19 protein-coding genes and 5 pseudogenes are annotated in these 22,276 nt (G+C 72.1%); 12 read left to right on the top strand and 12 right to left on the bottom strand.

The annotated features are described in order from the left end of the window. Positions 1-63: 63 nt before the first annotated feature. Both QUE38_RS15530 and QUE38_RS15525 read right to left on the bottom strand, forming a co-directional pair. Complete coding sequence (locus QUE38_RS15530; protein WP_286309198.1) at positions 64-753, bottom strand: lysophospholipid acyltransferase family protein; 690 nt, start codon at positions 751-753, stop codon at positions 64-66. Between the two features lie 37 nt (positions 754-790). Then, positions 791-1,741 carry an ROK family glucokinase gene (locus QUE38_RS15525; protein ID WP_286309197.1) on the bottom strand — a complete coding sequence of 317 codons (951 nt, stop codon included), beginning with the start codon at positions 1,739-1,741 and terminating at the stop codon, positions 791-793. A 107-nt stretch (positions 1,742-1,848) separates the two neighbouring features. On the opposite strand from QUE38_RS15525, the gene QUE38_RS15520 reads away from it, so the two are divergent. Beyond that, positions 1,849-3,723, top strand: coding sequence for an AMP-dependent synthetase/ligase (locus tag QUE38_RS15520; protein ID WP_433996920.1), 1,875 nt, complete (start codon positions 1,849-1,851; stop codon positions 3,721-3,723). 98 nt (positions 3,724-3,821) lie between these two features. Here QUE38_RS15520 and def read toward each other — a convergent pair. The 3 genes and pseudogenes from def to QUE38_RS15505 all read right to left on the bottom strand — a co-directional run bounded on the left by def (position 3,822) and on the right by QUE38_RS15505 (position 9,116). Next, positions 3,822-4,312: pseudogene (def, locus tag QUE38_RS15515) on the bottom strand (peptide deformylase). 4 nt (positions 4,313-4,316) lie between these two features. Next, entirely contained in the window at positions 4,317-5,675 is a 1,359-nt protein-coding gene (locus QUE38_RS15510) for a MinD/ParA family ATP-binding protein (RefSeq protein ID WP_286309195.1), read from the bottom strand. Between the two features lie 36 nt (positions 5,676-5,711). Then, entirely contained in the window at positions 5,712-9,116 is a 3,405-nt protein-coding gene (locus QUE38_RS15505) for a pyruvate carboxylase (RefSeq protein ID WP_286309194.1), read from the bottom strand. 76 nt (positions 9,117-9,192) lie between these two features. On the opposite strand from QUE38_RS15505, the pseudogene QUE38_RS15500 reads away from it, so the two are divergent. Continuing rightward, positions 9,193-10,006, top strand: a pseudogene (locus QUE38_RS15500) (ParA family protein). Positions 10,007-10,082: 76 nt separating this feature from the next. Here QUE38_RS15500 and QUE38_RS15495 read toward each other — a convergent pair. The 6 genes and pseudogenes from QUE38_RS15495 to QUE38_RS15470 all read right to left on the bottom strand — a co-directional run bounded on the left by QUE38_RS15495 (position 10,083) and on the right by QUE38_RS15470 (position 13,565). Further along, positions 10,083-10,636: pseudogene (locus tag QUE38_RS15495) on the bottom strand (MerR family transcriptional regulator). Between the two features lie 113 nt (positions 10,637-10,749). Continuing rightward, on the bottom strand, positions 10,750-11,442 hold the full coding sequence (ftsR, locus tag QUE38_RS15490) for a transcriptional regulator FtsR (RefSeq protein WP_286309193.1): 693 nt from the start codon (positions 11,440-11,442) through the stop codon (positions 10,750-10,752). Beyond that, the gene (locus QUE38_RS15485) at positions 11,442-11,924 is read right to left on the bottom strand and encodes an FHA domain-containing protein (RefSeq protein WP_286311861.1); all 483 of its coding nucleotides are present in this window, start codon (positions 11,922-11,924) and stop codon (positions 11,442-11,444) included. The genes ftsR and QUE38_RS15485 overlap by 1 nt, the downstream gene beginning before the upstream one ends. 17 nt (positions 11,925-11,941) lie before the next feature. Then, positions 11,942-12,505 carry a CDP-alcohol phosphatidyltransferase family protein gene (locus QUE38_RS15480; protein WP_286309192.1) on the bottom strand — a complete coding sequence of 188 codons (564 nt, stop codon included), beginning with the start codon at positions 12,503-12,505 and terminating at the stop codon, positions 11,942-11,944. Between the two features lie 148 nt (positions 12,506-12,653). After that, positions 12,654-13,118 carry an NUDIX domain-containing protein gene (locus tag QUE38_RS15475; protein WP_286309190.1) on the bottom strand — a complete coding sequence of 155 codons (465 nt, stop codon included), beginning with the start codon at positions 13,116-13,118 and terminating at the stop codon, positions 12,654-12,656. 18 nt (positions 13,119-13,136) lie between these two features. Further along, positions 13,137-13,565: a MarR family winged helix-turn-helix transcriptional regulator gene (locus tag QUE38_RS15470; protein ID WP_286309187.1), complete on the bottom strand. Its 429-nt coding sequence runs from the start codon at positions 13,563-13,565 to the stop codon at positions 13,137-13,139. Between the two features lie 196 nt (positions 13,566-13,761). On the opposite strand from QUE38_RS15470, the gene idi reads away from it, so the two are divergent. The 10 genes and pseudogenes from idi to QUE38_RS15420 all read left to right on the top strand — a co-directional run bounded on the left by idi (position 13,762) and on the right by QUE38_RS15420 (position 21,118). Further along, positions 13,762-14,295 (top strand): isopentenyl-diphosphate Delta-isomerase, encoded by a 534-nt coding sequence (gene idi, locus QUE38_RS15465; protein WP_286311858.1) that lies wholly within the window; start codon positions 13,762-13,764, stop codon positions 14,293-14,295. Then, a complete protein-coding gene (locus tag QUE38_RS15460; RefSeq protein WP_286309185.1) occupies positions 14,288-15,337 on the top strand; it encodes a polyprenyl synthetase family protein in 1,050 nt (349 codons plus the stop codon). Before idi ends, QUE38_RS15460 begins: the two co-directional genes overlap by 8 nt. After that, positions 15,334-16,221: a phytoene/squalene synthase family protein gene (locus QUE38_RS15455; RefSeq protein WP_286309182.1), complete on the top strand. Its 888-nt coding sequence runs from the start codon at positions 15,334-15,336 to the stop codon at positions 16,219-16,221. The genes QUE38_RS15460 and QUE38_RS15455 overlap by 4 nt, the downstream gene beginning before the upstream one ends. Next, positions 16,218-17,785: pseudogene (gene crtI, locus QUE38_RS17880) on the top strand (phytoene desaturase family protein). The gene QUE38_RS15455 and the pseudogene crtI overlap by 4 nt, the downstream one beginning before the upstream one ends. Then, positions 17,785-18,111 carry a lycopene cyclase domain-containing protein gene (locus tag QUE38_RS15445; protein WP_286311856.1) on the top strand — a complete coding sequence of 109 codons (327 nt, stop codon included), beginning with the start codon at positions 17,785-17,787 and terminating at the stop codon, positions 18,109-18,111. Before crtI ends, QUE38_RS15445 begins: the two are co-directional and overlap by 1 nt. A 100-nt stretch (positions 18,112-18,211) precedes the next feature. Next, positions 18,212-18,457: a lycopene cyclase domain-containing protein gene (locus tag QUE38_RS15440; protein ID WP_286309181.1), complete on the top strand. Its 246-nt coding sequence runs from the start codon at positions 18,212-18,214 to the stop codon at positions 18,455-18,457. Continuing rightward, positions 18,454-19,350 (top strand): prenyltransferase, encoded by an 897-nt coding sequence (locus QUE38_RS15435; RefSeq protein WP_286309179.1) that lies wholly within the window; start codon positions 18,454-18,456, stop codon positions 19,348-19,350. The genes QUE38_RS15440 and QUE38_RS15435 overlap by 4 nt, the downstream gene beginning before the upstream one ends. Positions 19,351-19,355: 5 nt before the next feature. Continuing rightward, positions 19,356-19,727, top strand: a complete 372-nt coding sequence (locus QUE38_RS15430) for an RNA-binding S4 domain-containing protein (protein ID WP_286309178.1) — start codon at positions 19,356-19,358, stop codon at positions 19,725-19,727. A gap of 66 nt (positions 19,728-19,793) precedes the next feature. Beyond that, positions 19,794-20,795, top strand: a complete 1,002-nt coding sequence (locus QUE38_RS15425; protein ID WP_286309177.1) for an SDR family oxidoreductase — start codon at positions 19,794-19,796, stop codon at positions 20,793-20,795. Between the two features lie 29 nt (positions 20,796-20,824). After that, entirely contained in the window at positions 20,825-21,118 is a 294-nt protein-coding gene (locus QUE38_RS15420) for a GNAT family N-acetyltransferase (RefSeq protein WP_350227485.1), read from the top strand. 170 nt (positions 21,119-21,288) lie between these two features. Here QUE38_RS15420 and QUE38_RS15415 read toward each other — a convergent pair. Continuing rightward, positions 21,289-22,254: pseudogene (locus QUE38_RS15415) on the bottom strand (zinc-binding metallopeptidase family protein); the annotation flags it as partial. Positions 22,255-22,276: the final 22 nt, after the last annotated feature.

The following is a 22,276-nucleotide window of genomic DNA, read 5'->3' as shown; positions in this document are numbered from 1 at the left end:
GGTGCGGGCGCGGGAACGCGCGGGTGGACGATGAGCGCCGCCGCTCCGGGCGACTGGACGAGCCTACCGCGTCGGAGCGGCGCGCTTCTCCTTGACCGAGCTCGCATAGACGTCGACGTACTCCTGGCCGCTCAGCTCGCGGAGGCGGTACACCAGCTCGTCGGTCACGGAGCGGAGCACGAAGCGGTCGGACTCGAGCCCCTCGAAGCGGCTGAAGTCGAGCGGCTCGCCGATGACGACGCCGATGCGCCGCACCTTCGGCAGGCGCGTGCCGATGGGCATCACCTCGTCGGTGCCGATCATCGCGACCGGCACCACGGGCACGCCCGACTCGAGCACCATGCGGGCGACGCCGGTGCGACCGCGGTACAGCCGGGCGTCGGGGCTCCGGGTGCCCTCGGGGTAGATGCCGAGCAGCTCGCCACGGCCGAGCACGCGCAGGCCGGTGTTGAGGGATGCCTCAGAGGCCTTGCCGCCCGACCGGTCGATCGGCAGCTGGCCCGTGGCCTGGAAGAAGAGGCGCGTGAGCCAGCCCTTGATGCCCCGGCCCGTGAAGTACTCGCTCTTGGCGAGGAAGACGACGTTCCGGTCGACGACCAGCGGCAGGAAGATCGAGTCGATGAACGACAGGTGATTGCTGGCGAGGATCGCACCGCCCGACTTGGGCACGTTCTCGAGGCCGATCACCCACGGGCGGAAGATGCCGAGCACGAGGGGCCCGACGACGATGTGCTTCATGATCCAGTAGAACACCGTCACCCCTTCCCGTCGGCCCGCATCAGCATACCGATCAGCCGCGCCGCTGGAACCACACGCGCGCGAGGTCGGCGGCGCCGACCACGCCGGCGTCGTTGACCAGCTCGGCGATCGCGAACTCGGGCTCGGGGTGGTAGCCCTGTGCCGGGAGGTGCTCGACGAAGGCCCGGCGCACCGGCTCGAGCAGGCGCTCGCCCGCCGCGGACACGCCACCGCCGAACACGAACAGCTGCGGGTCGAGCACCGCTGCGAGGCTCGCGCAGCCCTGGCCGATCCATCCGCCGAGCTGGCGCAGCGCGGCGTTCGCACCGGGGTCGCCCTCGGCGATCAGGTCGCCGACGCCGCGCCCGTCGAGCTTGCCGCGCTCGGCGCGCACGCGCGCGAGCCCGAGGCCGATGCCGCCGCCGTCGGCGATCTCGCCGGCCATGCGCATGAGGGCGCGGCCGGACCCGTACTGCTCGAGGCATCCGCGCTGCCCGCACCCGCAGGGCAGGCCGCCGGGTACGAGCCGCATGTGGCCGAGCTCGGCGCCCGCGCCGAACCCGCCGCGGAAGAGCGTGTCGCTCGCGACGATCGCACCGCCCACGCCGGTGCCGATCGTGAGCATGCACATGTCGCTCACGAGGCGCCCGGCGCCGAAGCGGAACTCCGCCCAGCCGGCGGCGTTGGCGTCGTTCTCGATCACGACGGGAAGCGAGACGCGCGCCTCGAGCTTCTCCCGGAAGGGCTCGTTGCGCCAGTCGATGTTCGGCGCGTAGTAGACGACCGACTGCGACGCGTCGATGAAGCCCGCGGCGGCGACGCCGACCGCGACCGGGTCGGTGCCGTCCGCGAGCTCCCGGATCATGGCGACGACCGCATCCTCGAGGCCGGCGACGTCGCCTGCGGGTGTCGGGACGCGCGACTGGCGCACCATCGCGCCGAGCTCGTCGACCACCGCCCCGGCGATCTTGGTGCCCCCGATGTCGATGCCGATCGCGTGCACGCTGGGAGCCTTTCGCCGGTTGTGGATTGAGCGCAGGTCCCGACCGAACCGGGGGGACGCTGAACTAGAGTGTAGTTAATGAACTCTGCCGAGCGACGTCGGCCCGAATGACGGGACGACCCGCCCCCACCGGTGCCGAAGGAGCTACCGTGATCCAATTCGATTCGCCCGCCCTCGTGCCCGCCGATCCCGAGGCAAACGCCACCGACCTGCTGGTCGACCGGGTCGCGGCGAGCCCCGACGCGGTGCTGTTCTCGCTGCCGAACGGCGACTCGTGGTCTCCCGTGACGACGCGGGAGTTCTACGACCAGGTCGTCGCCCTCGCGAAGGGCTTCGTCGCGGCGGGCATCGAGCCCGGCGACAAGGTCGGCCTCATGTGCAAGACGCGGTACGAGTGGACCCTCATCGACTTCGCGATGTGGTTCGCCGGCGGCGTGCTCGTCCCCGTCTACGAGACGAGCTCGCCCAGCCAGGTCAAGTGGAACCTCGGCGACTCGGGGGCCGTCGCCGCGATTCTCGAGACGCCCGACCACTTCGCGCGCTTCGACGAGGTGCACCCCGAGCTCCCCGACATCCGCTCGGTGTGGCAGATCGACCTCGGCGACCTCGACAAGCTCGTCGCGAGCGGCTCCGAGGTGCCCGACGAGGAGATCGAGCGCCGCCGGAAGATCGCGGTCGGCTCCGACATCGCCACGCTCATCTACACGTCGGGGTCGACGGGCAAGCCCAAGGGCTGCGTGCTCACCCACGCGAACTTCGTCGAGCTCTCCCGCAACGCCGCGGTCGCGCTCAAGGAGGTCGTGATGGACCCGAACGGCGCGTCGACCGTGCTGTTCATCACGACCGCGCACGTGTTCGCGCGCTTCATCGCGGTGCTCTGCGTGCACGCGGGCGTGCGCGTCGGCCACCAGCCCGACACGAAGCAGCTGCTGCCCGCGCTCGGGTCGTTCAAGCCCACATTCCTGCTCGCCGTGCCGCGCGTGTTCGAGAAGGTCTACAACGTCTCCGAGCAGAAGGCCGAGACCGGCGGCAAGGGCAAGATCTTCCGCGCCGCCGCAGACGCCGCGGTCGCGTACTCGAAGGCCGGCGAGGCCGGCTCGGTGCCGCTCGGCCTGCGGCTGAAGTTCGCCGTGCTCGACCGCCTCGTGCTGAGCAAGCTGCGTGCGGCGATGGGCGGCAACGTCCGCTACGCCGTCTCGGGGTCCGCCCCGCTCGGCCCGCGCCTCGGCCACTTCTACCACGCGCTCGGCATCACCATCCTCGAGGGCTACGGCCTCACCGAGACCACCGCGCCGGCCACGGTGAACCTCGCCGAGAAGTCGAAGATCGGCACGGTCGGCCCGGCGCTCCCGGGCGTCTCGGTGCGGCTCGCCGACGACGGCGAGATCCAGGTCAAGGGCATCAACGTCTTCCAGGAGTACTGGAAGAACCCCGAGGCCACCGCCGAGACGTTCGACGGCGACTGGTTCAAGACGGGCGACATCGGCTCGCTCGACGACGACGGCTTCCTCACGATCACCGGTCGCAAGAAGGAGATCATCGTGACCGCGGGCGGCAAGAACGTCGCGCCGGCCGCGCTCGAGGACCCGATCCGCGCGAACCCGCTCATCGGCCAGGTCGTCGTGGTCGGCGACCAGAAGCCGTTCATCTCGGCGCTCGTGACGCTCGACCCCGAGATGCTCCCCGTGTGGCTCAACAACCACGGCGAGGACGCGGGCATGAGCATCGAGGACGCCAGCACCAACCCGGCCGTCCTGGCCGAGGTGCAGCGCTCGATCGACCAGGCCAACGAGGGCGTCTCGCGTGCCGAGTCGATCCGCAAGTTCGTGATCCTCCCGACGGAGTTCACCGAGGACAGCGGGCACCTCACGCCGAAGCTCAGCATCAAGCGCAACGTGATCGTCGCCGACTTCGCCGACGAGATCGAGCGCATGTACCTGACGACGGCACCCATGACCGAGGGCCACTCGATCGCGGGCTGACCCGAACGAGTCGAGCGGATGCCCGGAGCCGATCGGTTCCGGGCATCCGTCGTCTCAGGCGGCGATCGCCCGCAGCGGCGGCCGGCCGGCGTGCGCGGTCAGAACCAGTCGGACTCGCGCACCTCGCGCATCGCGATGCGCCGCTCGGGCTTCTCGAGTCGGTCGAGGTAGAGGATGCCGTCGAGGTGGTCGGTCTCGTGCTGCAGCGCCTGGGCGAGCAGCCCCTCCCCTCGATCTCGATCGTCGACCCGTCGAGGTCGATGCCGCGGACCCGGGCGAACGGATGCCGCGGGGTGGGGTGCCACAGACCGGGCACCGACAGGCAGCCCTCGCCCAACGGCTCGACCTCGCCGCTCACCTCGACCAGCTCGGGGTTGAGCACGTACCCGACGTCGCCGTCCACGTTGTAACTGAACGCGCGCAGGTTCACGCCGATCTGCGGCGCGGCGACACCGGCGCGACCGGGGACCCGCACGCTGTCGAGCAGGTCGGCGACGAGCGCGCGGACGCCGTCGTCGATCGTCTCGATCGGGGCGGAGGCGGACTTCAGGACGGGGTCGCCGAAGAGGCGGATGGATCGTTCCGGCACCGGGTCAGCGTACCCGCTCTTCGGGGATGCCCTCGACGACGAGCGCCGCCAGCTCGCGTGCGGCCTCGCGCGTGATCGGCCGCAGCTGGTCCCAGTGCACGACCGAGCCGGCCGCGAGCTGCGGGTCGTACGGGATGCGCACGATCTCGCGGACGCGCGACTGGAAGTGCGCCTCGATCTCGTCGACCTTCACGAGGTGGGTGCCCTGCGTCGCGAGGTTGATCGCGACGACCGCATTCTTCACGAGGTCGCCGAAACCGTTCGACTCGAGCCAGGTGAGCGTCTCCGAGGCGAGGCGCGCCTCGTCGACGCTGCCGCCCGACACGACGACGATCGCGTCGGCGCGCTGCAGCGTCGCTCGCATCACCGAATGCACGATGCCGGTGCCGCAGTCGGTCAGCACCATCGAGTAGTACCGCGCGGCGAGGTTCGCGACCACGTTGTAGTCGTTGTCGTCGAACGCCTCGGACAGGTTCGGGTCGGTGTCGGACGCGAGGATGTCGAGGCGCGTGCCGTCGCGGGAGACGAAGCGCGAGAAGTCGGTGTAGCCGCCGATGGTCGACGCCTTGCCGACGACGTCGCGCACGGTCTCGCGCGTCTGCCGGTCGACGCGCTCGGCGAGCGTGCCACGGTCGGGGTTCGCGTCGATGGCGATCACCCGGTCCTCGCGGGCGTTCGCGAGCGCCATGCCCAGCAGCGTCGTGACGGTCGTCTTGCCGACCCCGCCCTTGCGCGTCAGCACCGGCACGAAGCGCGCTCCGCCGAGGAACCGGCGCTGGATGCGCGTGTTCATCGCCTTGTGGGCGCGCACCTTGGCGGAGTCGCCGAGGTTGATGGTGTGGAACGACGCCTCGTAGAGGAACCGGTTCAGGCCGCCCTGCGGTGCCGGTCGGCCCGCGCGGTGCGTGTCGATGAGCCGGTCGGGCGTGAGCGAGTCGGAGGTCTCGGGCAGGTCCGCCGGGACGGCCGGCTCGAGCTCGGCGGGTTCGTCGGCGTCGAGCTGGGCGACGGCGGCGCGTTCCCGCTCCCGCTCGCGCCGCTCGTCCGCGGCGAGGAGCGCGCGGTACGGCGAGGACTCCCGCGCGCCGAGGCGTCGGGCGCTCTCGGCCGATGCGAGCGGGATCGACTGGGTCGGCGTCGCACGCCCCTCGAGCTCGCCGGGGTTGACCGCGACGTCGTCGATGGCGACGGCGGCCTCGTCCTCCGGGATCTCGCGCACCGGCGCGGGCGGCAGGTCGACCTGGATCGTCAGCCGCTCGGGCAGGCGCGACGAGTGCGCACCGGTGCGCGCGGACGCGCCGCCCCGGTGGTCCGTGCCCGCCCCGCTGCGGTCCGTCTCGGTGTCGTTCCGGTCGTCGGCCACCAGTCCCCCTCTCGTCGCCGTGGTTCTCGGCACAGCCTATCGCGGCCGCACCACCACGATGAGGTCGCCCGCCTCGACCTGCTGGGTGCGCGGGATGGCCAGCCGCTCGACCACGCCCGCGACGGGCGAGGTGATCGCGGCCTCCATCTTCATCGCCTCGATCGACGCGACGGCCTGTCCCGGAGCGATCTCGGCGCCCTCCTCGACCTGCAGGGTCACGACGCCCGAGAAGGGCGCAGCGACGTGGCCGGGCTGCGAGGCGTCCGCCTTCTCCGCCGCACGCGACTCGACCGTGATGCTGCGGTCGCGCACGAACACCGGGCGGAGCTGGCCGTTGAGCGTGGTCATGACGGTGCGCATGCCCTTCTCGTCGACCTCGCCGATGGCCTCGAGGCCGGCGTAGAGGCGCACGCCCCGCTCCATCTCGATGACGTGCTCGCTGCCGGGCTGGAGTCCGTACAGGTAGTCGAGCGTGTCGACGACCGACAGGTCGCCGAACAGCTCGCGGATCTGCTCGAACTGGCGCGTCGGCGCCGGGAACAGCAGCTGGTTGAGCATGGCCCGTCGCTCCGTGCCGCCCGCATCGAGCGCCGCCGACTCATCGCTCGTGAGCTCCGCGACCCCGACGCGCACGTCGCGCCCGGCGAGCACCTTCGAGCGGAACGGCTCCGGCCATCCGCCCGGCAGGTCGCCCAGCTCGCCCGCCATGAACCCGACGACCGAGTCGGGGATGTCGTAGCGCTCCGGGTTCGCCTCGAAGTCGGCCGGGTCGGCCTTGACCGCCGCGAGGTGCAGCGCCAGGTCGCCGACCACCTTCGACGACGGCGTCACCTTCGGCACCCGGCCGAGGATCGCATTCGCCGCCGCGTACATGTCCTCGATGAGCTCGAAGTCGTCGGCGAGGCCGAGCGCGATGGCCTGCTGGCGCAGGTTCGACAGCTGCCCGCCCGGGATCTCGTGGCGGTAGACGCGACCCGTGGGCCCGGGCAGGCCCGACTCGAACGGCGAGTAGACGCGGCGCACGGCCTCCCAGTACGGCTCGAGGTCGGAGATCGCCTCGAGGGAGATGCCGGTGTCGCGCTCGGTGTGCGCGAGGGCGGCGACGAGCGCCGAGGCCGACGGCTGGCTGGTCGTGCCGGCCATGGGCGCGCTCGCGACGTCGACCGCGTCGGCGCCCGCGCGACTGGCGGCGAGGAGGGTGGCGAGCTGGCCGCCCGCGGTGTCGTGCGTGTGCACGTGCACCGGCAGGTCGAAGCGCTCGCGGAGCGCCGACACGAGGCGCTCGGCCGCCGCCGGACGCAGGAGGCCCGCCATGTCCTTGATCGCGAGGACGTGCGCGCCCGCCTCGACGATCTCGTCGGCGAGGCGCAGGTAGTAGTCGAGCGTGTAGAGCGTCTCGGCCGGGTCGAGCAGGTCGGCCGTGTAGCAGACGGCGACCTCGGCGACCGAACCGCCCGTGGCGAGCACCGCGTCGATCGCGGGGCGCATCTGCGAGACGTCGTTGAGCGCGTCGAAGATGCGGAAGATGTCGACGCCGGTCGCCGCCGCCTCGTGCACGAAGGCGTCGGTCACGGCGGTCGGGTACGGCGTGTAGCCGACGGTGTTCCGCCCGCGGAGCAGCATCTGGATCGCGACGTTCGGCAGCGCCTCGCGCAGTGCGGCGAGCCGTTCCCACGGGTCCTCGCCGAGGAAGCGCAGCGCGACGTCGTAGGTGGCGCCGCCCCATGCCTCGACCGAGAGCAGCTCGGGGGTCATGCGCGCCACGTAGGGCGCGACCGCGACGAGGTCCTTGGTGCGCACGCGGGTCGCGAGCAGCGACTGGTGCGCGTCGCGGAAGGTCGTCTCGGTGACCGCGAGCGCGGTCTGCGCGCGCAGCGCGGATGCGAACCCGGCCGGGCCGAGCTCGAGCAGGCGCTGCCGCGATCCGGCGACGGGCTCCTGCGCGAGGTCGAGCGGCGGCAGCTTCTCGGCGGGCGCGACGGCCGTGGGCGCCGCTCCGTTCGGCTGGTTCACCGTCACGTCGGCGAGCCAGTTCATGATCTTCGTCCCGCGGTCCTTCGACTGGCGGCCGCGCAGGAGCTGGGGCCGCTCGTCGATGAACGAGGTGCTGAGGTCGCCCGCGACGAACGAGGGGTCGTCGAGCACGGCCTGGAGGAAGGGGATGTTCGTGGAGACGCCGCGGATGCGGAACTCGGCGAGGGCGCGCTTCGCACGGGCGACCGCGGCCGGGTAGTCGCGCCCGCGGCAGCTGAGCTTCGCGAGCATCGAGTCGAAGTGCGGGCTGATCTGCGCGCCCGGGTTGATGGTGCCGCCGTCGAGGCGGATCCCCGCGCCGCCGGGCGAGCGGTAGGTCGTGATCTTGCCGGTGTCGGGGCGGAATCCGGCCGTCGGGTCCTCGGTCGTGATGCGGCACTGGAGCGCCGCGCCGCGCAGGCGGATCGCGTCCTGCATGAGGCCGAGCTGGGCGAGCCGCTCGCCCGACGCGATGCGCATCTGCGAGACGACGAGGTCGACATCGGTGACCTCCTCGGTCACGGTGTGCTCGACCTGGATGCGGGGGTTCATCTCGATGAACACGTGCTGGCCGGCACGCTCGCCGGCGGTGTCGAGCAGGAACTCCACAGTGCCCGCGTTCACGTAGCCGATCGACTTGGCGAACGCGATCGCATCGGCGTAGAGCCGCTCGCGGATCTCCTGGGAGAGGTTCGGGGCGGGCGCGATCTCGATGACCTTCTGGTGCCTGCGCTGCACCGAGCAGTCGCGCTCGAAGAGGTGCACGGTCTCGCCGTCGGCATCCGCCAGCACCTGCACCTCGATGTGGCGCGGCCGCAGCACGGCCTGCTCGATGAACATCGTCGGGTCGCCGAACGCGCTGTCGGCCTCGCGCATGGCCTCCTCGAGGGCCGGGCGGAGCTCGTCGGCCGAGTTCACCCGGCGCATGCCGCGTCCGCCGCCGCCGGCGACCGCCTTGGCGAAGACCGGGAACCCGATCTGCTCGGCGCCGGCGACGAGCTCGTCCACGTCGGTCGACGGCGGCGTCGACGCGAGCACGGGCACGCCCGCGGCGATCGCGTGCTCCTTGGCGGTGACCTTGTTGCCGGCCATCTCGAGCACCGACCGGCCGGGGCCGATGAAGGTGATGCCGGCGTCCTCCGCAGCCTGCGCCAGCTCGGGGTTCTCGGAGAGGAACCCGTACCCCGGGTAGATGGCGTCGGCACCCGCCTCGACCGCGACCCGGATGATCTCGGACACGTCCAGGTAGGCGCGCACGGGGTGGCCCGGTTCACCGATCTGGTAGGCCTCGTCCGCCTTCAGGCGGTGCAGCGAGTTGCGGTCCTCGTAGGGGAAGACGGCGACCGTCTTGGCCCCCAGCTCGTAGGCCGCCCGGAACGCCCGAATGGCGATCTCTCCGCGATTGGCCACCAAGATCTTCGTGAACATGCACGCCTTTCGACCGGGGTCCGCGACACAGCGAACGTTTAGGTTCTCGAACCGTCCTAACGGTAACGTATCGGTCGTGCACGTACTCAGCGTCAGCTCCCTGAAGGGGGCGTGGGAAAGACCACGGTCACGCTGGGCCTCGCCTCCGCGGCCTTCGCTCGAGGCGTCAGCACCCTGGTCGTCGACCTCGACCCCCAGTCGGATGTCTCGACCGGCATGGACATCCAGGTGAGCGGCCACCTCAACGTCGCCGACGTGCTCGCGTCGCCCAAGGAGAAGATCGTGCGCTCGGCCATCGCGCCGAGCGGCTGGGCCAAGTCGAACCCGGCGTCGACGATCGACGTCATGATCGGCAGCCCGTCGGCGATCAACTTCGACGGCCCGCACCCCTCGATCCGCGACATCTGGAAGCTCGAGGAGGCGCTGGCCAACGTCGAGCGCGACTACGACCTCGTGCTCATCGACTGCGCGCCGTCGCTGAACGCCCTCACGCGCACCGCCTGGGCGGCCAGCGACCGCGTCGGCGTGGTCACCGAGCCCGGCCTGTTCTCGGTCGCGGCCGCGGACCGGGCGCTCCGCGCGGTCGAGGAGATCCGCCGCGGACTCTCCCCCGCCTCCAGCCGCTCGGCATCATCGTGAACCGCACGCGCGTGCAGTCCCTCGAGCACCAGTTCCGCATCAAGGAGCTGCGCGACATGTTCGGCCCGCTGGTGCTCTCGCCGCAGCTGCCCGAGCGCACGTCGCTGCAGCAGGCGCAGGGCGCGGCGAAGCCGCTGCACATGTGGCCGGGCGAGAGCGCAGAGGAGATGGCCGCGCACTTCGATCAGCTGCTCGACCGGGTGCTGCGCACCGCGCGCATCGGCGACTACGCCGAGCTGCCCCGCTCCTAGCGGCCACGTTCGGCCGGCACGGCGGCGCGGTCACCGGGAACGGTGACACCGAGCGGATGCCGCGGGGCGGCGCCCCTCAGGAGATGCGCCGCTCGCGCGTCGCGCGCCGCACCGCCAGTTCGTCCATCGGGTCGGCGGGGCTCGTGTCGAGGTCGACGAGCGTCGTCTCGACCTCGCGCAGCACCTTGCCGACGGCGATGCCGAACACCCCTGGCCTCGGCTGACGAGGTCGATCACCTCGTCGTCGGACGTGCAGAGGTAGACGCTAGCGCCGTCGCTCATGAGCGTGGTCTGGGCGAGGTCGTGCACGCCGGCCTCGCGGAGCTGCTGCACCGCGGTGCGGATCTGCTGCAGCGAGATGCCAGTGTCGAGGAGCCGCTTGACGAGCTTCAGCACGAGGATGTCGCGGAAGCCGTAGAGGCGCTGGGTGCCCGAGCCCGCGGCACCGCGCACGGTCGGCTGCACGAGCTCGGTGCGCGCCCAGTAGTCGAGCTGGCGGTAGCTGATGCCCGCCGCGCGTGCCGCCACCGCACCCCGGTAGCCGCCGTCGTCCTCGAGGTCGGGCATGCCGTCGGTGAAGAGCAGTCCGAGATCATAGCGCGCCTCGTCGCCCCGGCTGAGTTCGCTCATACGACCGCCCCTCGTTCCTCTGCCGCGCGCCGCTCGGGCGCATCGTCCACGCTACCCATCGCCAGTGGGCCGATCAATCACATCGGGCCGAACGTCTCGGCGTGTCGTGGCGATCAGCGGTACTGCCGGACGATCGCCGCCCGGATGAGGCTCGTGCGCACCGACTCGAGGTGCGCGGCGATCTCGAGGGCGCGCTCCGCCGCGCCGGCGCGGCTGGACGCGGCACCACGGCGGTGGATCGGCTCGACCGCGTTCTGGATCAGCACGGTCTCGCGCTCGGCGGCCGACCGCAGGCCGCGCAGGTGACGCGGCTCGATGCCGACCGTTCGCAGCTCGGCGAGACACCGCAGCACCACGAGCGCCTCCTCGCCGTACGTGGACGCGGCGGGCAGCAGCGACGCGGCCACGGCCTCGTCGAGCAGGGCGCGGTCGGCGTCGGCCTCGCGCACGAGTTCGTCGCGGCCGAGCCGGCGCGACCGGTCGAGGATGGTCGGCAGCGACTCGGGCACCGGCAGCTGCGGGTTGCGCCCGGCGTCCTGGTCGTCGAGGTAGGTGCGGATGACCTTCAGCGGCAGGTAGTGGTCGCGCTGCATCGACAGGATGAGCGTGATGCGCGCGACGTCGTCCTCGCAGAACTTGCGGTAGCCCGACTCCGAACGGGCGGGCGTGATGAGGCCCTGTTCCTCGAGGAAGCGCAGCTTGGACGGCGTCAGGTCGGGGAACTCGGGCGTCAGGCGCGCGAGCACCTGGCCGATGCCCAGGAGGGCGTCGCCGTCCGTGCGGGTGGATGCGGCGGACCGCGGCACTACTGGCTCGCCACGGGCGCCAGGTCGAGTCGCGAGGCGTAGAAGGTGAGCCGGTACTTGCCGACCTGCACCTCGGCTCCGTCGCTCAGGAGGGCGGTCTCGATGCGGACGCCGTCGAAGTACGTGCCGTTCAGCGAACCGAGGTCCTTGACCTCGAACGCGGTGCGGTGGCGCAGGAACTCGGCGTGCTTGCGCGAGACCGTCACGTCGTCGAGGAAGATGTCGGCGTCGGGGTGCCGGCCGACGGTGGTGACGTCGGCGTCGAGGAGGAACCGCGCGCCCGAGTTCGGGCCGCGTCGCACGATGAGCAGCGCGGAACCCGACGGCAGCGCCGCGATCGCCTCCTGCTCCTCCGCCGAGACGGCGGCGTCGAGCTGTGTCAGCTGCGCGGCCGCCTCCCGGCTGAAGCCGATGGTCGAGTCGACACCCTCGGGTGCGGTCGCTGCGGAGTCACCGGGCGTCGGTGCACCGGGTTCGGTCATGTCACTGTCGGCCACGTCTAACCTCCCTGGTCTTCCAGCGTATCGGATCCGCGGACGTCGGACACCCGCGGAATGCGGATGACCCGACGTGTCTCGAGCGCGTAGATCACTCCCGCCCACCAGTACAGGAAGGCGCCCCACAGCGTGATCGCCCAGCCGACCGGCGCGCTGACTGCATTCACCGCGGGGAATGCGATGCCGAGCAGGATCACCGGCAGCCCGAAGAAGAGGGCGAAGGTCGCGACCTTGCCGAGCAGGTGCACGGGCAGGGGCCCGTATCCGTGGTTGGCGAGCACGATGCCGAGCAGCACGATGCCGACGTCGCGCGCGACGATCACGGCGACGATCCACCACGGCACGAGGTCGCGGAAGGCGAGTCCGAGCAGCGCGGCGAAGATGTAGAGCCGGTCGGCGGCCGGGTCGAGCAGCTGGCCCAGCCGGGTGACCTGGCCGAGACGACGTGCGAGGTAGCCGTCGAGCAGGTCCGTCAGGCTCGCGACGACGAGCACGACGAGTGCCGCGATGTCCAGGCCGGCGACGATGAGGCCGAGGAAGACCGGGACGAGTGCCAGCCGGAGCATGCTCAGGACGTTGGGTATCGTCCACACCCGCGACGCGTCCACAGGCTCGCCCTCCCCAGCCACGGCCCGAGTCTATCGACCGTACGATTCCGTCATGGACCCCCTGTTCGCGTGTCCACGGCAGGCGCCGCGGTCGAACCGCGGGCGGTCAGGGAGCGTCCTGGCCGATCCGCTCCCGCAGGCCGGGCCAGGCGGCGGCGAACGCCGGGTGGAGCGCGAGGGAGTCGACGCGGTCGACGGGCACCCACGCGAGCTCGAGGCTCTCCGCATCCCCGATGACGGGCTCGACCGGCCGGGTCGCCTCGGCCACGACGGTGGTGTACGACCAGAAGCCGAGGTCGACGACCGAGGTGAATCGCACGCGAACGGATGCCCCGGGCACCCCGGCCTCCTCCCCCGCCTCGCGCACGGCGGCGTCGACGGGACCCTCGCCCTCGTGGCGCGCGCCGCCCGGGATGCCCCAGGTGCCCCCGTGATGGCTCCACTCCGCCCGGTGCTGGAGCAGCACGCCGCGAGCGGGATCGTGCAGCAGCAGCCCGGCCGCGCCGTAGCGCCCCCAGAACCGGGTGCCGTCGGGTCCGTAGACCCAGGCATCGCCACTGCGTCCGCTCACCCCTCCAGCCTGCCGCATTCAGGCGCCGCCCGGCGCCTCCGCCCGTTGCTCCCGGCTCGATCCCGTCAGCAGCGCCGCGTCGTACAGGTCGGACATGCGGTCGAGGAAGCCCGCGACCGCGCGCTGCTCCGCCGGCGCGAGGGCGCTCGCGATCTCGAGCATCTCGCGGTGCATCCGGCCCAGCGTCTCGCGGATGCGCGCGTGGGCGCCCGGTCGCGACCTGAGCAGTTGCACGCGCCGATCGACCGGGTGCGGCGTGCGCGAGAGGTAGCCCGTCTTCACGAGCCGCCCGACCAGTTTCGTGGTCGCCGCCGTGCTGACGTCGAGCGCGCGGGCGAGTTCGGCGCTCGAGAGCTCGCGATGTTCCTGCTCGGCTCGGATGACCATGCGGAGCGCCCGGAGGTCGGTCTCGTTCATGTCCATGTCGTCGCGTGTGCGTCGCTGCATGCCGCCCTCGGCGTCGCGGTAGCGTCGGAGCGCACGCAGGACCTCGAGGCCCCCGCCTCGCCGTCGCCGGAGGGCTCGTACCAGTACGAGTCCGCATCCGATCCGGGTGTTCCCTGCGTCACGAAGCACATGCTAGCGTGAATATCGCTAACTCGGTTAGCGATAAGTCCTGTGAGGGAGGATCGGGCACATGACGATGCATGACACGGTCGACGACGAGGTCGTCCTGCTGGACGAGGCGGGCGAGCCGATCGGCACCGCCCTCAAGTCCGCCGCCCACGGCCCGGACACGGCGCTCCACCTCGCCTTCTCCTGCCACGTGCGCAACCCGATCGGCGAGGTGCTCGTGACGCGGCGCGCGCTCGGCAAGGCGACCTGGCCGGGCGTCTGGACCAACTCCTTCTGCGGCCACCCCAAGCCCTCCGAGCCGCTGCTCACCGCGGTGCGCCGTCGCGCAGAGTTCGAGCTCGGCCTCGAGCTCACGTCGATCGAACTCGCGCTGCCCCTCTTCCGGTACCGGGCGATCGACGCCTCGGGCACGGTCGAGAACGAGGTATGCCCCGTGTACCTCGCCACCACCGACCGCGAGCCCGACCCGAACCCGCGCGAGGTCGCCGAGTACCGTTGGGTGGAGCCATCGGCGCTGGCAGCCGGCGTCGCGGCGACCCCGTGGGCGTTCAGCCCCTGGCTCGTGATGCAGGCACGAGAACTGGACCTCTACGGTGACTGACCCGACCCTGCCGACCGACCCGCTCGAGGCCGACCTGCGCGGGTTCTTCGCCGAGTCGCGATCGCGGGCCGAGCGCCTCGGCACGCACTACCGTGCACTCTGGGACGCGCTCGAGCGCGCCGCGTCCGGCGGCAAGCGCCTCCGACCGCGCCTCGTGCAGCTCGCCCACGACGGGCTCGGCGGGTCCGATCCGATCGCGGCCCGACGGGTCGGCCTCGCGTTCGAGCTGCTGCACACCGCCTTCGTCATCCACGACGACGTCATCGACGGCGACACCACCCGGCGGGGCATGCCCAACGTCGCCGGCTCGTTCCGCGAGCGCGGTCGCGAGCACGGCGCCGACGAGGCACGTGCGGCCCTCTGGGGCGAGACCGCCGCGCTGCTGGCGGGCGACCTCGCCCTCTCGGCCGCGCATCGGCTCATCGCCGAGCTCGACATCCCGGCGACGCGCCGCATGCAGGTGCTCGACCTGCTCGACCACGCGGTGTTCGTCTCGGCCGCGGGCGAGCTCGCCGACGTCACCAACACCGAGGCGGAGCAGCTCGGGATCGACGACGTGATCGCGACGCTCGAGCAGAAGACGGCCGTCTACACGTTCCAGGCGCCGCTGCAGGCCGGCGCCATGCTGGCCGGTGCGGACGAGCGTGCGGTCGCCGCGCTCGGCCGGTTCGGCCGGCTCGCGGGCATCGCGTTCCAGCTCGCCGACGACGTACTCGGCGTGTTCGGCGACGAGCGCGCGACCGGCAAGAGCACCCTCAGCGACCTGCGCGAGGGCAAGCAGACGACGCTGATCGCGCACGCGACGGGCACGGGCGAGTGGCCCGTCATCTCGCCGCTGCTCGGCAAGGCCGACCTCGACGAGGCGGAGGCCGCGTCGGTGCGGCGCGCGCTCGTGCAGGCCGGCTCGCTCGACCAGACCAACCGCATCGCACGCGAGCACGTGACGCTCGCCCTGCACGAGCTCGACACGGCGTCGGTGCCGACCGCGCTGCGCGACGAGCTCGCCGCGCTCGCCCGCTCCGCGGTGGAGCGGATGCGATGAGCCGAGACGACTCCCCCGGCACGTCGCTCGACCGCTACGACGAGACGGCGGAGGCCAGCGCCTCGGTCGTGATCGGCCGGTACTCGACCTCGTTCGGGGCGGCAGCGCGCCTGCTCGAGCCGACGTGCCGGCGCCGCATCCGCGTGATCTACGCCCTCGTCCGCATCGCCGACGAAGTCGTCGACGGCTCGGCGGCCGAGGCGGGCCTGTCGGTGGACGACCAGCGTGCCGCCCTCGACGCGCTCGAGGCGGAGACCGAGCGGGCGATGCGGACCGGGTACAGCACGAACGTGGTCGTGCACGCATTCGCGCGCACCGCACGAGCGACCGGCATCGACGCGTCGCTGACGGCCCCGTTCTTCGCGTCGATGCGCCGCGACCTCGACCCCTCCCCGTTCACCGCCGATGAGGTCGTGACGTACATCTACGGGTCCGCGGAGGTCGTCGGCCTGATGTGCCTCCGGGCGTTCCTGGCCGACGAGGGCGTCGACGAGGAGCGGCGTGCACGCCTCGAGGACGGCGCCCGGCACCTGGGCGCGGCGTTCCAGAAGGTCAACTTCCTGCGCGACCTCGCGGTCGACTGGCGCGACCTCGGCCGCAACTACTTCCCGGGCGTCGACCCGGAGGCGCTGACCGAGGCGGAGAAGCACGCGATCCTCGACGACATCGACGCCGACCTCACGATCTCCGGCCGTTCCGTTGCCGAGTTGCCCGTGCGGTCGCGGGCGGCCGTAGCGGCGGCGCAGGAGCTGTTCGCGCGGCTCGCGTCGAAGCTGCGCGCCACGCCGGCCGACGAACTGCTGCGCGCGCGGGTGCGGGTGCCCGACGCCGAGAAGTTCGCCATCGCGGTGCGCGCCGCGGTGACGCGGGGAGGCTCCCGATGACCGGGCGGCGCGCCGTGGTGATCGGCGGCGGCATCGCTGGGCTCGCGACGGCCGCGCTCCTCGCACGCGACGGGCACGACGTGACCCTCGTGGAAGCGCGCGACGAGCTGGGCGGCCGCGCGGGCTCGTGGGAGCACGACGGGTTCCGGTTCGACACGGGCCCGTCGTGGTACCTCATGCCCGAGGTCTTCGAGCACTTCTTCCGGCTGTTCGGCGAGTCGATCGACGACCACCTGGACCTCGTGCGGCTCGACCCCGGCTACCGGGTGTTCGCCGACGGGTACGACGAGCCGCTCGACATCGCGGCCGACCGGGCGTCGAACGTCGCCCTGTTCGACGCGGTGGAGCCGGGAGCGGGGCGCCGGCTCGAGCGCTACCTCGACTCGGCCCGCGAGACGTACGGCCTCGCGCTCGAGCGGTTCCTCTATACCAACTTCGACTCGCTCGGCCCGTTCGCCGACCGCGCGGTGCTGGCCCGCACGCCGACCCTCGCGCGGCTGCTCACCCGGTCGCTCGACGCGCACGCCGCTCGCACCGTGACCGATCGGCGCCTGCGCCAGGTACTCGGCTACCCGGCCGTGTTCCTCGGTGGGTCGCCGTACGAGGTGCCCGCGATGTACCACCTGATGAGCCACCTCGACCTCGAGCAGGGCGTGCAGTACCCGATGGGCGGGTTCCGCGCGCTGATCGACGCGGTCGCGGGCGTCGCCCGACGGGCGGGCGTGCGCGTGCGCACGGATGCTCCGGTCACGGGCATCCGAGTGGCCGACGACGGGTCGGCGGGGGTGTGACGGTGACGGATGCCTCGGGCGCGACCGAGCACCTCGACGCGGACCTCGTGGTATCGGCCGCCGACCTGCACCACACCGAGACCGAGCTCGTTCCCGAGCGCTTCCGCTCGCTGCCGGAGCCGGCGTGGGAGCGACGCGATCCGGGCCCGGGGGCGATCCTGGCGCTGCTCGGCGTGCGTGGCGAGCTGCCCGGCCTCACCCACCACAACCTCGTGTTCACCGACGACTGGCCCGCGAACTTCGACGCCGTGTTCGGCCCCTCGCCGAGCGTGCCCGACCCGGCCTCGTTCTATGCGTGCATGCCGAGCGCGACCGATCGGCAGGTCGCCCCGTCGGGCGACAGCAACGTCTTCGTGCTCATCCCCGTGCCCGCCGACACCGACCTGGGGCACGGCGGCGTCGACGGCGCGGGCGCTCCCGCCGTCGAGGCGGCGGCCGACCGCGCGATCGCACGGCTGGCGGATGCCGCCGGGGCACCCGATCTCGCGGATCGCATCGTCGTGCGCCGCACGATCGCTCCGGCCGACTTCGCGCGCGACCTGCACGCCTGGCGGGGCGGCGCGCTCGGCCCGGGCCACGTGCTGCGGCAGAGCGCGATGTTCCGCGGCTCGACGAGGTCGCGGAAGGTGCGGGGCCTCTACTACGCGGGCGGCACCACCGTGCCCGGCGTCGGCCTGCCGATGTGCCTCATCAGCGCGGAACTCGTCGCGAAGCGCCTCCGCGGCGACCGCAGCGCGTCGCCGCTGCCCGAGCCCGCGGCGGAGCGCGTGTGATCGGGTTCGCGTACCTCGGCGCACTCGTGCTGTCGCTCGGGGCGATGTGCGCGATCGATGCGCGCTTCCGGCTCGTCTTCTGGGACGCCCCGTGGCGGGCGGCAGCGGTGGTCGGCATCGGCGTCGCCGCGTTCCTGGTCTGGGACCTCGCGGGCATCGCGCTCGGCGTCTTCTTCCGCGGCGAGACGGAGTTCATGACCGGCATCCTCTTGGCCCCAGAGCTGCCGGTGGAGGAAGTGCTGTTCCTCACCTTCCTCTGCTACCTCACGCTCGTGCTGGTGCGGGGCACGAGCCGGCTCCTCGACCGCGAGCGGAGCGCCGCGTGACCTACCTCCTCCTGTGCATCCCGTTCCTCGCGGTCGCCGCGGGGCTCGCGGCGTGGGCGTTCGCCCGCCTCCCCGCCCGCGCGGGAGGGCGGTGGCGGCGGTGGGCATCGCCGCCGCCGTGCTGCTCGTGCTCACCGCGGTGTTCGACTCGATCATGATCGGCGTCGGCCTCGTCGCGTACGATCCCGCGCTGCGGTCGGGCGTCACGATCGGCCTCGCGCCGATCGAGGACTTCGCATACACCGTCGCCGCGGTGCTGGCGCTGCCCGCGCTCTGGATGCTGCTGCCCGGGCGACGGGCCGGTGCGCACACGAACGACCCCGCGACGCGCCCGGAGGCACGATGACCGCGACCCGCTCCACGCCGCTCGCGATGCGCCTGCTCGTGGCATCCCGCCCCATCAGCTGGGTCAACACCGCGTTCCCGTTCGGCGCCGCGTATCTGCTCACCACGGGGGCCGTCGACGCGCTCTTCGTCGTGGGCAGCCTGTTCTTCCTCGTGCCGTACAACCTGTTGATGTACGGCGTGAACGACGTGTTCGACTACGAGTCCGACCTGCGCAACCCGCGCAAGGGCGGCGCCGAGGGCGCGCTGCTGCCGCCCGAGACGCACCGGTCCGTGCTCGCGTGGTGCGCGGTCGTGACGGTGCCGTTCGTCGTCGCCATGGTCGTGCTGGGCGGCACGGATGCCCCCTGGTCGTGGCTCGTGCTCGCGGTGAGCCTGTTCGCGGTGCTCGCCTACTCGATGCCCCCACTGCGCTTCAAGGAGCGGCCGGTGCTCGACTCGATCACCTCGAGCACGCACTTCGTGAGCCCGGCCGTCTACGGCCTGGCGGTCGCGGGTGCGACGTTCACGCCGCAGCTGCTCGCACTGCTCGCGGCGTTCTTCCTGTGGGGCATGGCCAGCCACGCGTTCGGTGCGGTGCAGGACGTGGTGCCCGACCGGGAGGCCGACATCGCGTCGATCGCGACCGTGTTCGGAGCGAAGGCGACCGTGCGCATCGCGATCGGCATGTGGCTCGCCGCGGGCGTGCTGATGCTGTTCACGGCGTGGCCGGGGCCGCTGGCGGCGATCCTCGCGATGCCGTACGTGCTCGCCGCATGGCCGTACCGGTCGGTCGCGGACGACGAGTCCGGCCGCTCCAACCGCGGCTGGAGGATGTTCCTCTGGCTCAACTACGCGAGCGGGTTCGCGGTGACCATGCTCCTGATCGCCTGGGCGTTCGTGCGCGTAGGCTGAGGCGCATGCCCGATCCCTCGAGCGTGCGCGTCGACGCCTGGCTCTGGGCGGTGCGCCAGTACAAGACGCGCTCGGAGGCGACGGCGGCCTGCCGCGCCGGCCACGTGCGCGTGAACGGAGAGCGCGCGAAGGCCGCGCAGCCGGTGCGTCCCGGCGACGAGCTGCGGGTGCGCGTGCGCGGGTTCGAGCGCCACCTCGTCGTGCGGCGCACCATCGCCAAGCGCGTCGGCGCATCCGTCGCGGCCGAGGCGCTGGAGGACCTCACGCCCCCGCCGCCACCGCGCGAGGCGGTGCCGCAGGTGCCCGTGCGCGATCGCGGCGCGGGGCGTCCGACCAAGCGCGAGCGACGCGACCTCGACCGCCTGCGGGGTCGCTGAGGGCCGCGGCGCCTCGAGGCATCCGCCCGGCCGTCGACCCGGCCGCGGTCGTGGCAGACTGCCGACATGGCGACGACGCGCATCCTCTTCATCGGCGGCACCGGAGTGATCTCGAGGGCGGTGGTGGAACGCTGCCTCGACCTCGGGCACGAGGTGACGGTGCTCAATCGGGGCAGCACGACCCTGCGCCCGGTCCCCGATCACGTCGAGGCGCTGACGGCCGACGTGCGCGACGCGGACGCGGTCGGCGCGGCGCTCGGCACGCGCGAGTTCGACGTCGTCGCCGACTTCCTCTCGTTCACGCCCGACCACGTCGGCGGCTGGGTCGACCGGTTCGAGGGCCGTACCGGGCAGTACCTCTTCATCAGCTCGGCGTCGGCGTACCAGACGCCGCCCGAGCGGCTGCCGGTCACCGAGTCGACGCCCCTGCGCAACCCGTTCTGGCAGTACTCGCGCGACAAGATCGCGTGCGAGGACCTGCTCGTGGAGGCGTACCGCGACCGCGGCTTCCCCGCGACGATCGTGCGACCGTCGCACACCTACGACCGCACGATGCTGCCGACCATCGGGCACTGGACCGACATCGCGCGGATGCGGGCGGGCAAGCCGGTCATCGTGCACGGCGACGGCACGAGCCTGTGGACCATCACGCACGCACGCGACGTCGCGGTCGGCATCGCGGGGATCCTCGGGCACCACGCGGCCATCGGCGAGGCGTTCCACGCGACCGGCGACGAGGCGCCGACGTGGAACCAGATCTACGGCTGGCTCGCCGACGCAGCGGGCGTCGAGCCGCGACTCGTGCACGTGGCGTCGGAGACGATCGCGGCGGAGCATCCGGCGACGGGTCCCGGGCTACTGGGCGACAAGTCGCACTCGATGGTGTTCGACAACGCGAAGCTGCGAGCGCTCGTGCCGGGCTTCGGCAACACGATCCGCTACCAGGTGGGCGCGCGCGAGGTGATCGAGTTCCACGACGCGCACCCCGAGCTGCAGCGCGTGGACGAGGAGCTCGACCGGGTGTTCGACCGCCTCGCGGAGCGCGCCGGTTCGGCCGCACCGGCCTGACACCCCGCACGCGACGTAGGCTGGATGCCGTGGAACGCGAATTCGCCTGGGAGCCCGACGCCGAGCGCTACACCCTGCACCTCGACGGGCAGCTGGCGAGCGTGATCGACACGCACACCCTGGGCGACGCGATCTCGTTCTCGCGCGTGTTCACGTCCCCGCCGTTCCGCGGCAACGGGTACGCCGCCGAGATCGTCGCGTGGGCGACCGACCACATCGAGCAGACCACCGAACTGCGCATCGTGCCGACCTGCTGGTACGCGGCGTCCTGGTTCGACCAGCACCCGGGGCGCAGCGGACTACTGGCCCGCCGCGCCGGCTGAGCCCCCGCGCCGGCTGGGCCCTCGGCACCGGCCGGGCCCTCCGGGGCGCCAGTCCCGGTCGAGTCGTCCGCAGTCGCCGAACGCGCGTCCGCGTGCGCGGCCGACCCGATCAGCCGGTGCACGAATCCGAGCTTGCCGACGACTCGCTCGGGAATGACGAACGGGTAGAGGTCGCGCTTGCCGAGCGACCGATTGACCTGGTTCAGCGCGAGCGCGAGTGGCTGCCAGTCGGCGAGGATGCCCCGCATCGTGGCATCCGACGGGGCCAGCGACGGATGCGACACCAGGTCGCTCGCCTCCGGGAACTGCGTACCCGGCCCGCTCATCGACAGGCCGAACGCCGCCGCCGACTGCAGCGTGTCGGTGATGTGCAGGTAGTGCGCGAAGGTCTCGGCGAAGTCCTCCCACGGATGCGTGGTCGCGTACCGGGAGATGTACTCGCTGCCCCAGTCGTCGCGGCCCCCGGTGCCGTAGTGCGAGTCGAGCGCCTGCGCATAGTCGACCCGCTCGTCGCCGAACTCGGTGCGGAACGCGTCGAGCTCGGTGTCGGATGCCGCGACCAGCACCTGCCAGTAGTAGTGGCCGATCTCGTGCCGGAAGTGGCCCAGCATCGTGCGGTAGGCCTCGCCGAGCGAGGTGCGCAGCGCCTCGCGGTGCGAGTCCTCCGACTCGGAGAGGTCGATCGTGATGACGCCGTTGAGGTGGCCGATCATGACCTGCCGGTCGTCGGTCGACGCGTCCAGGTCGAACGCGAGCCCGCCGTCCGGCTGCTCGCGATGGCTCGTGATCGGCAGTCCGAGCTCGTCGAGCTGGAACAGGAGCCAGCGCTTGGCGTGCGTGGTGTCGACGAGCCAGCCGAACCGCTCGGGGTCGTCCTCCCCCGGCTGGTGTCGCGTGAGCCGGCACGAGTAGCACTCCGCGCGTTCGAACGACTCGGGCGCGAGCCAGTTGCAGCCCCAGTTCTCGTTGCGGCACCGCCGCCAGGCACCCGCGTCGTCGTGGAACCTGCCGTCGTCGCCGAGCATCACCATCTCGCGGAGGTGACGCGCGTAGGCGAGTTCGGCCCCGCATTCGAGGCAGCCCGGGCTGTCGAAGTAGACGATGTGACCGCAGTGCGGGCACGCGAAGATGCGCACGTGCTCACGGTACCGCGCAGCC

Origin of the sequence: Agromyces mangrovi, assembly GCF_030296695.1 — a bacterium.
In the GTDB taxonomy this organism is placed as follows: domain Bacteria; phylum Actinomycetota; class Actinomycetes; order Actinomycetales; family Microbacteriaceae; genus Agromyces; species Agromyces mangrovi.
The sequence above is the reverse complement of the archived record's forward strand: the minus strand, read 5'-3'. Positions and strand labels throughout refer to the sequence as shown.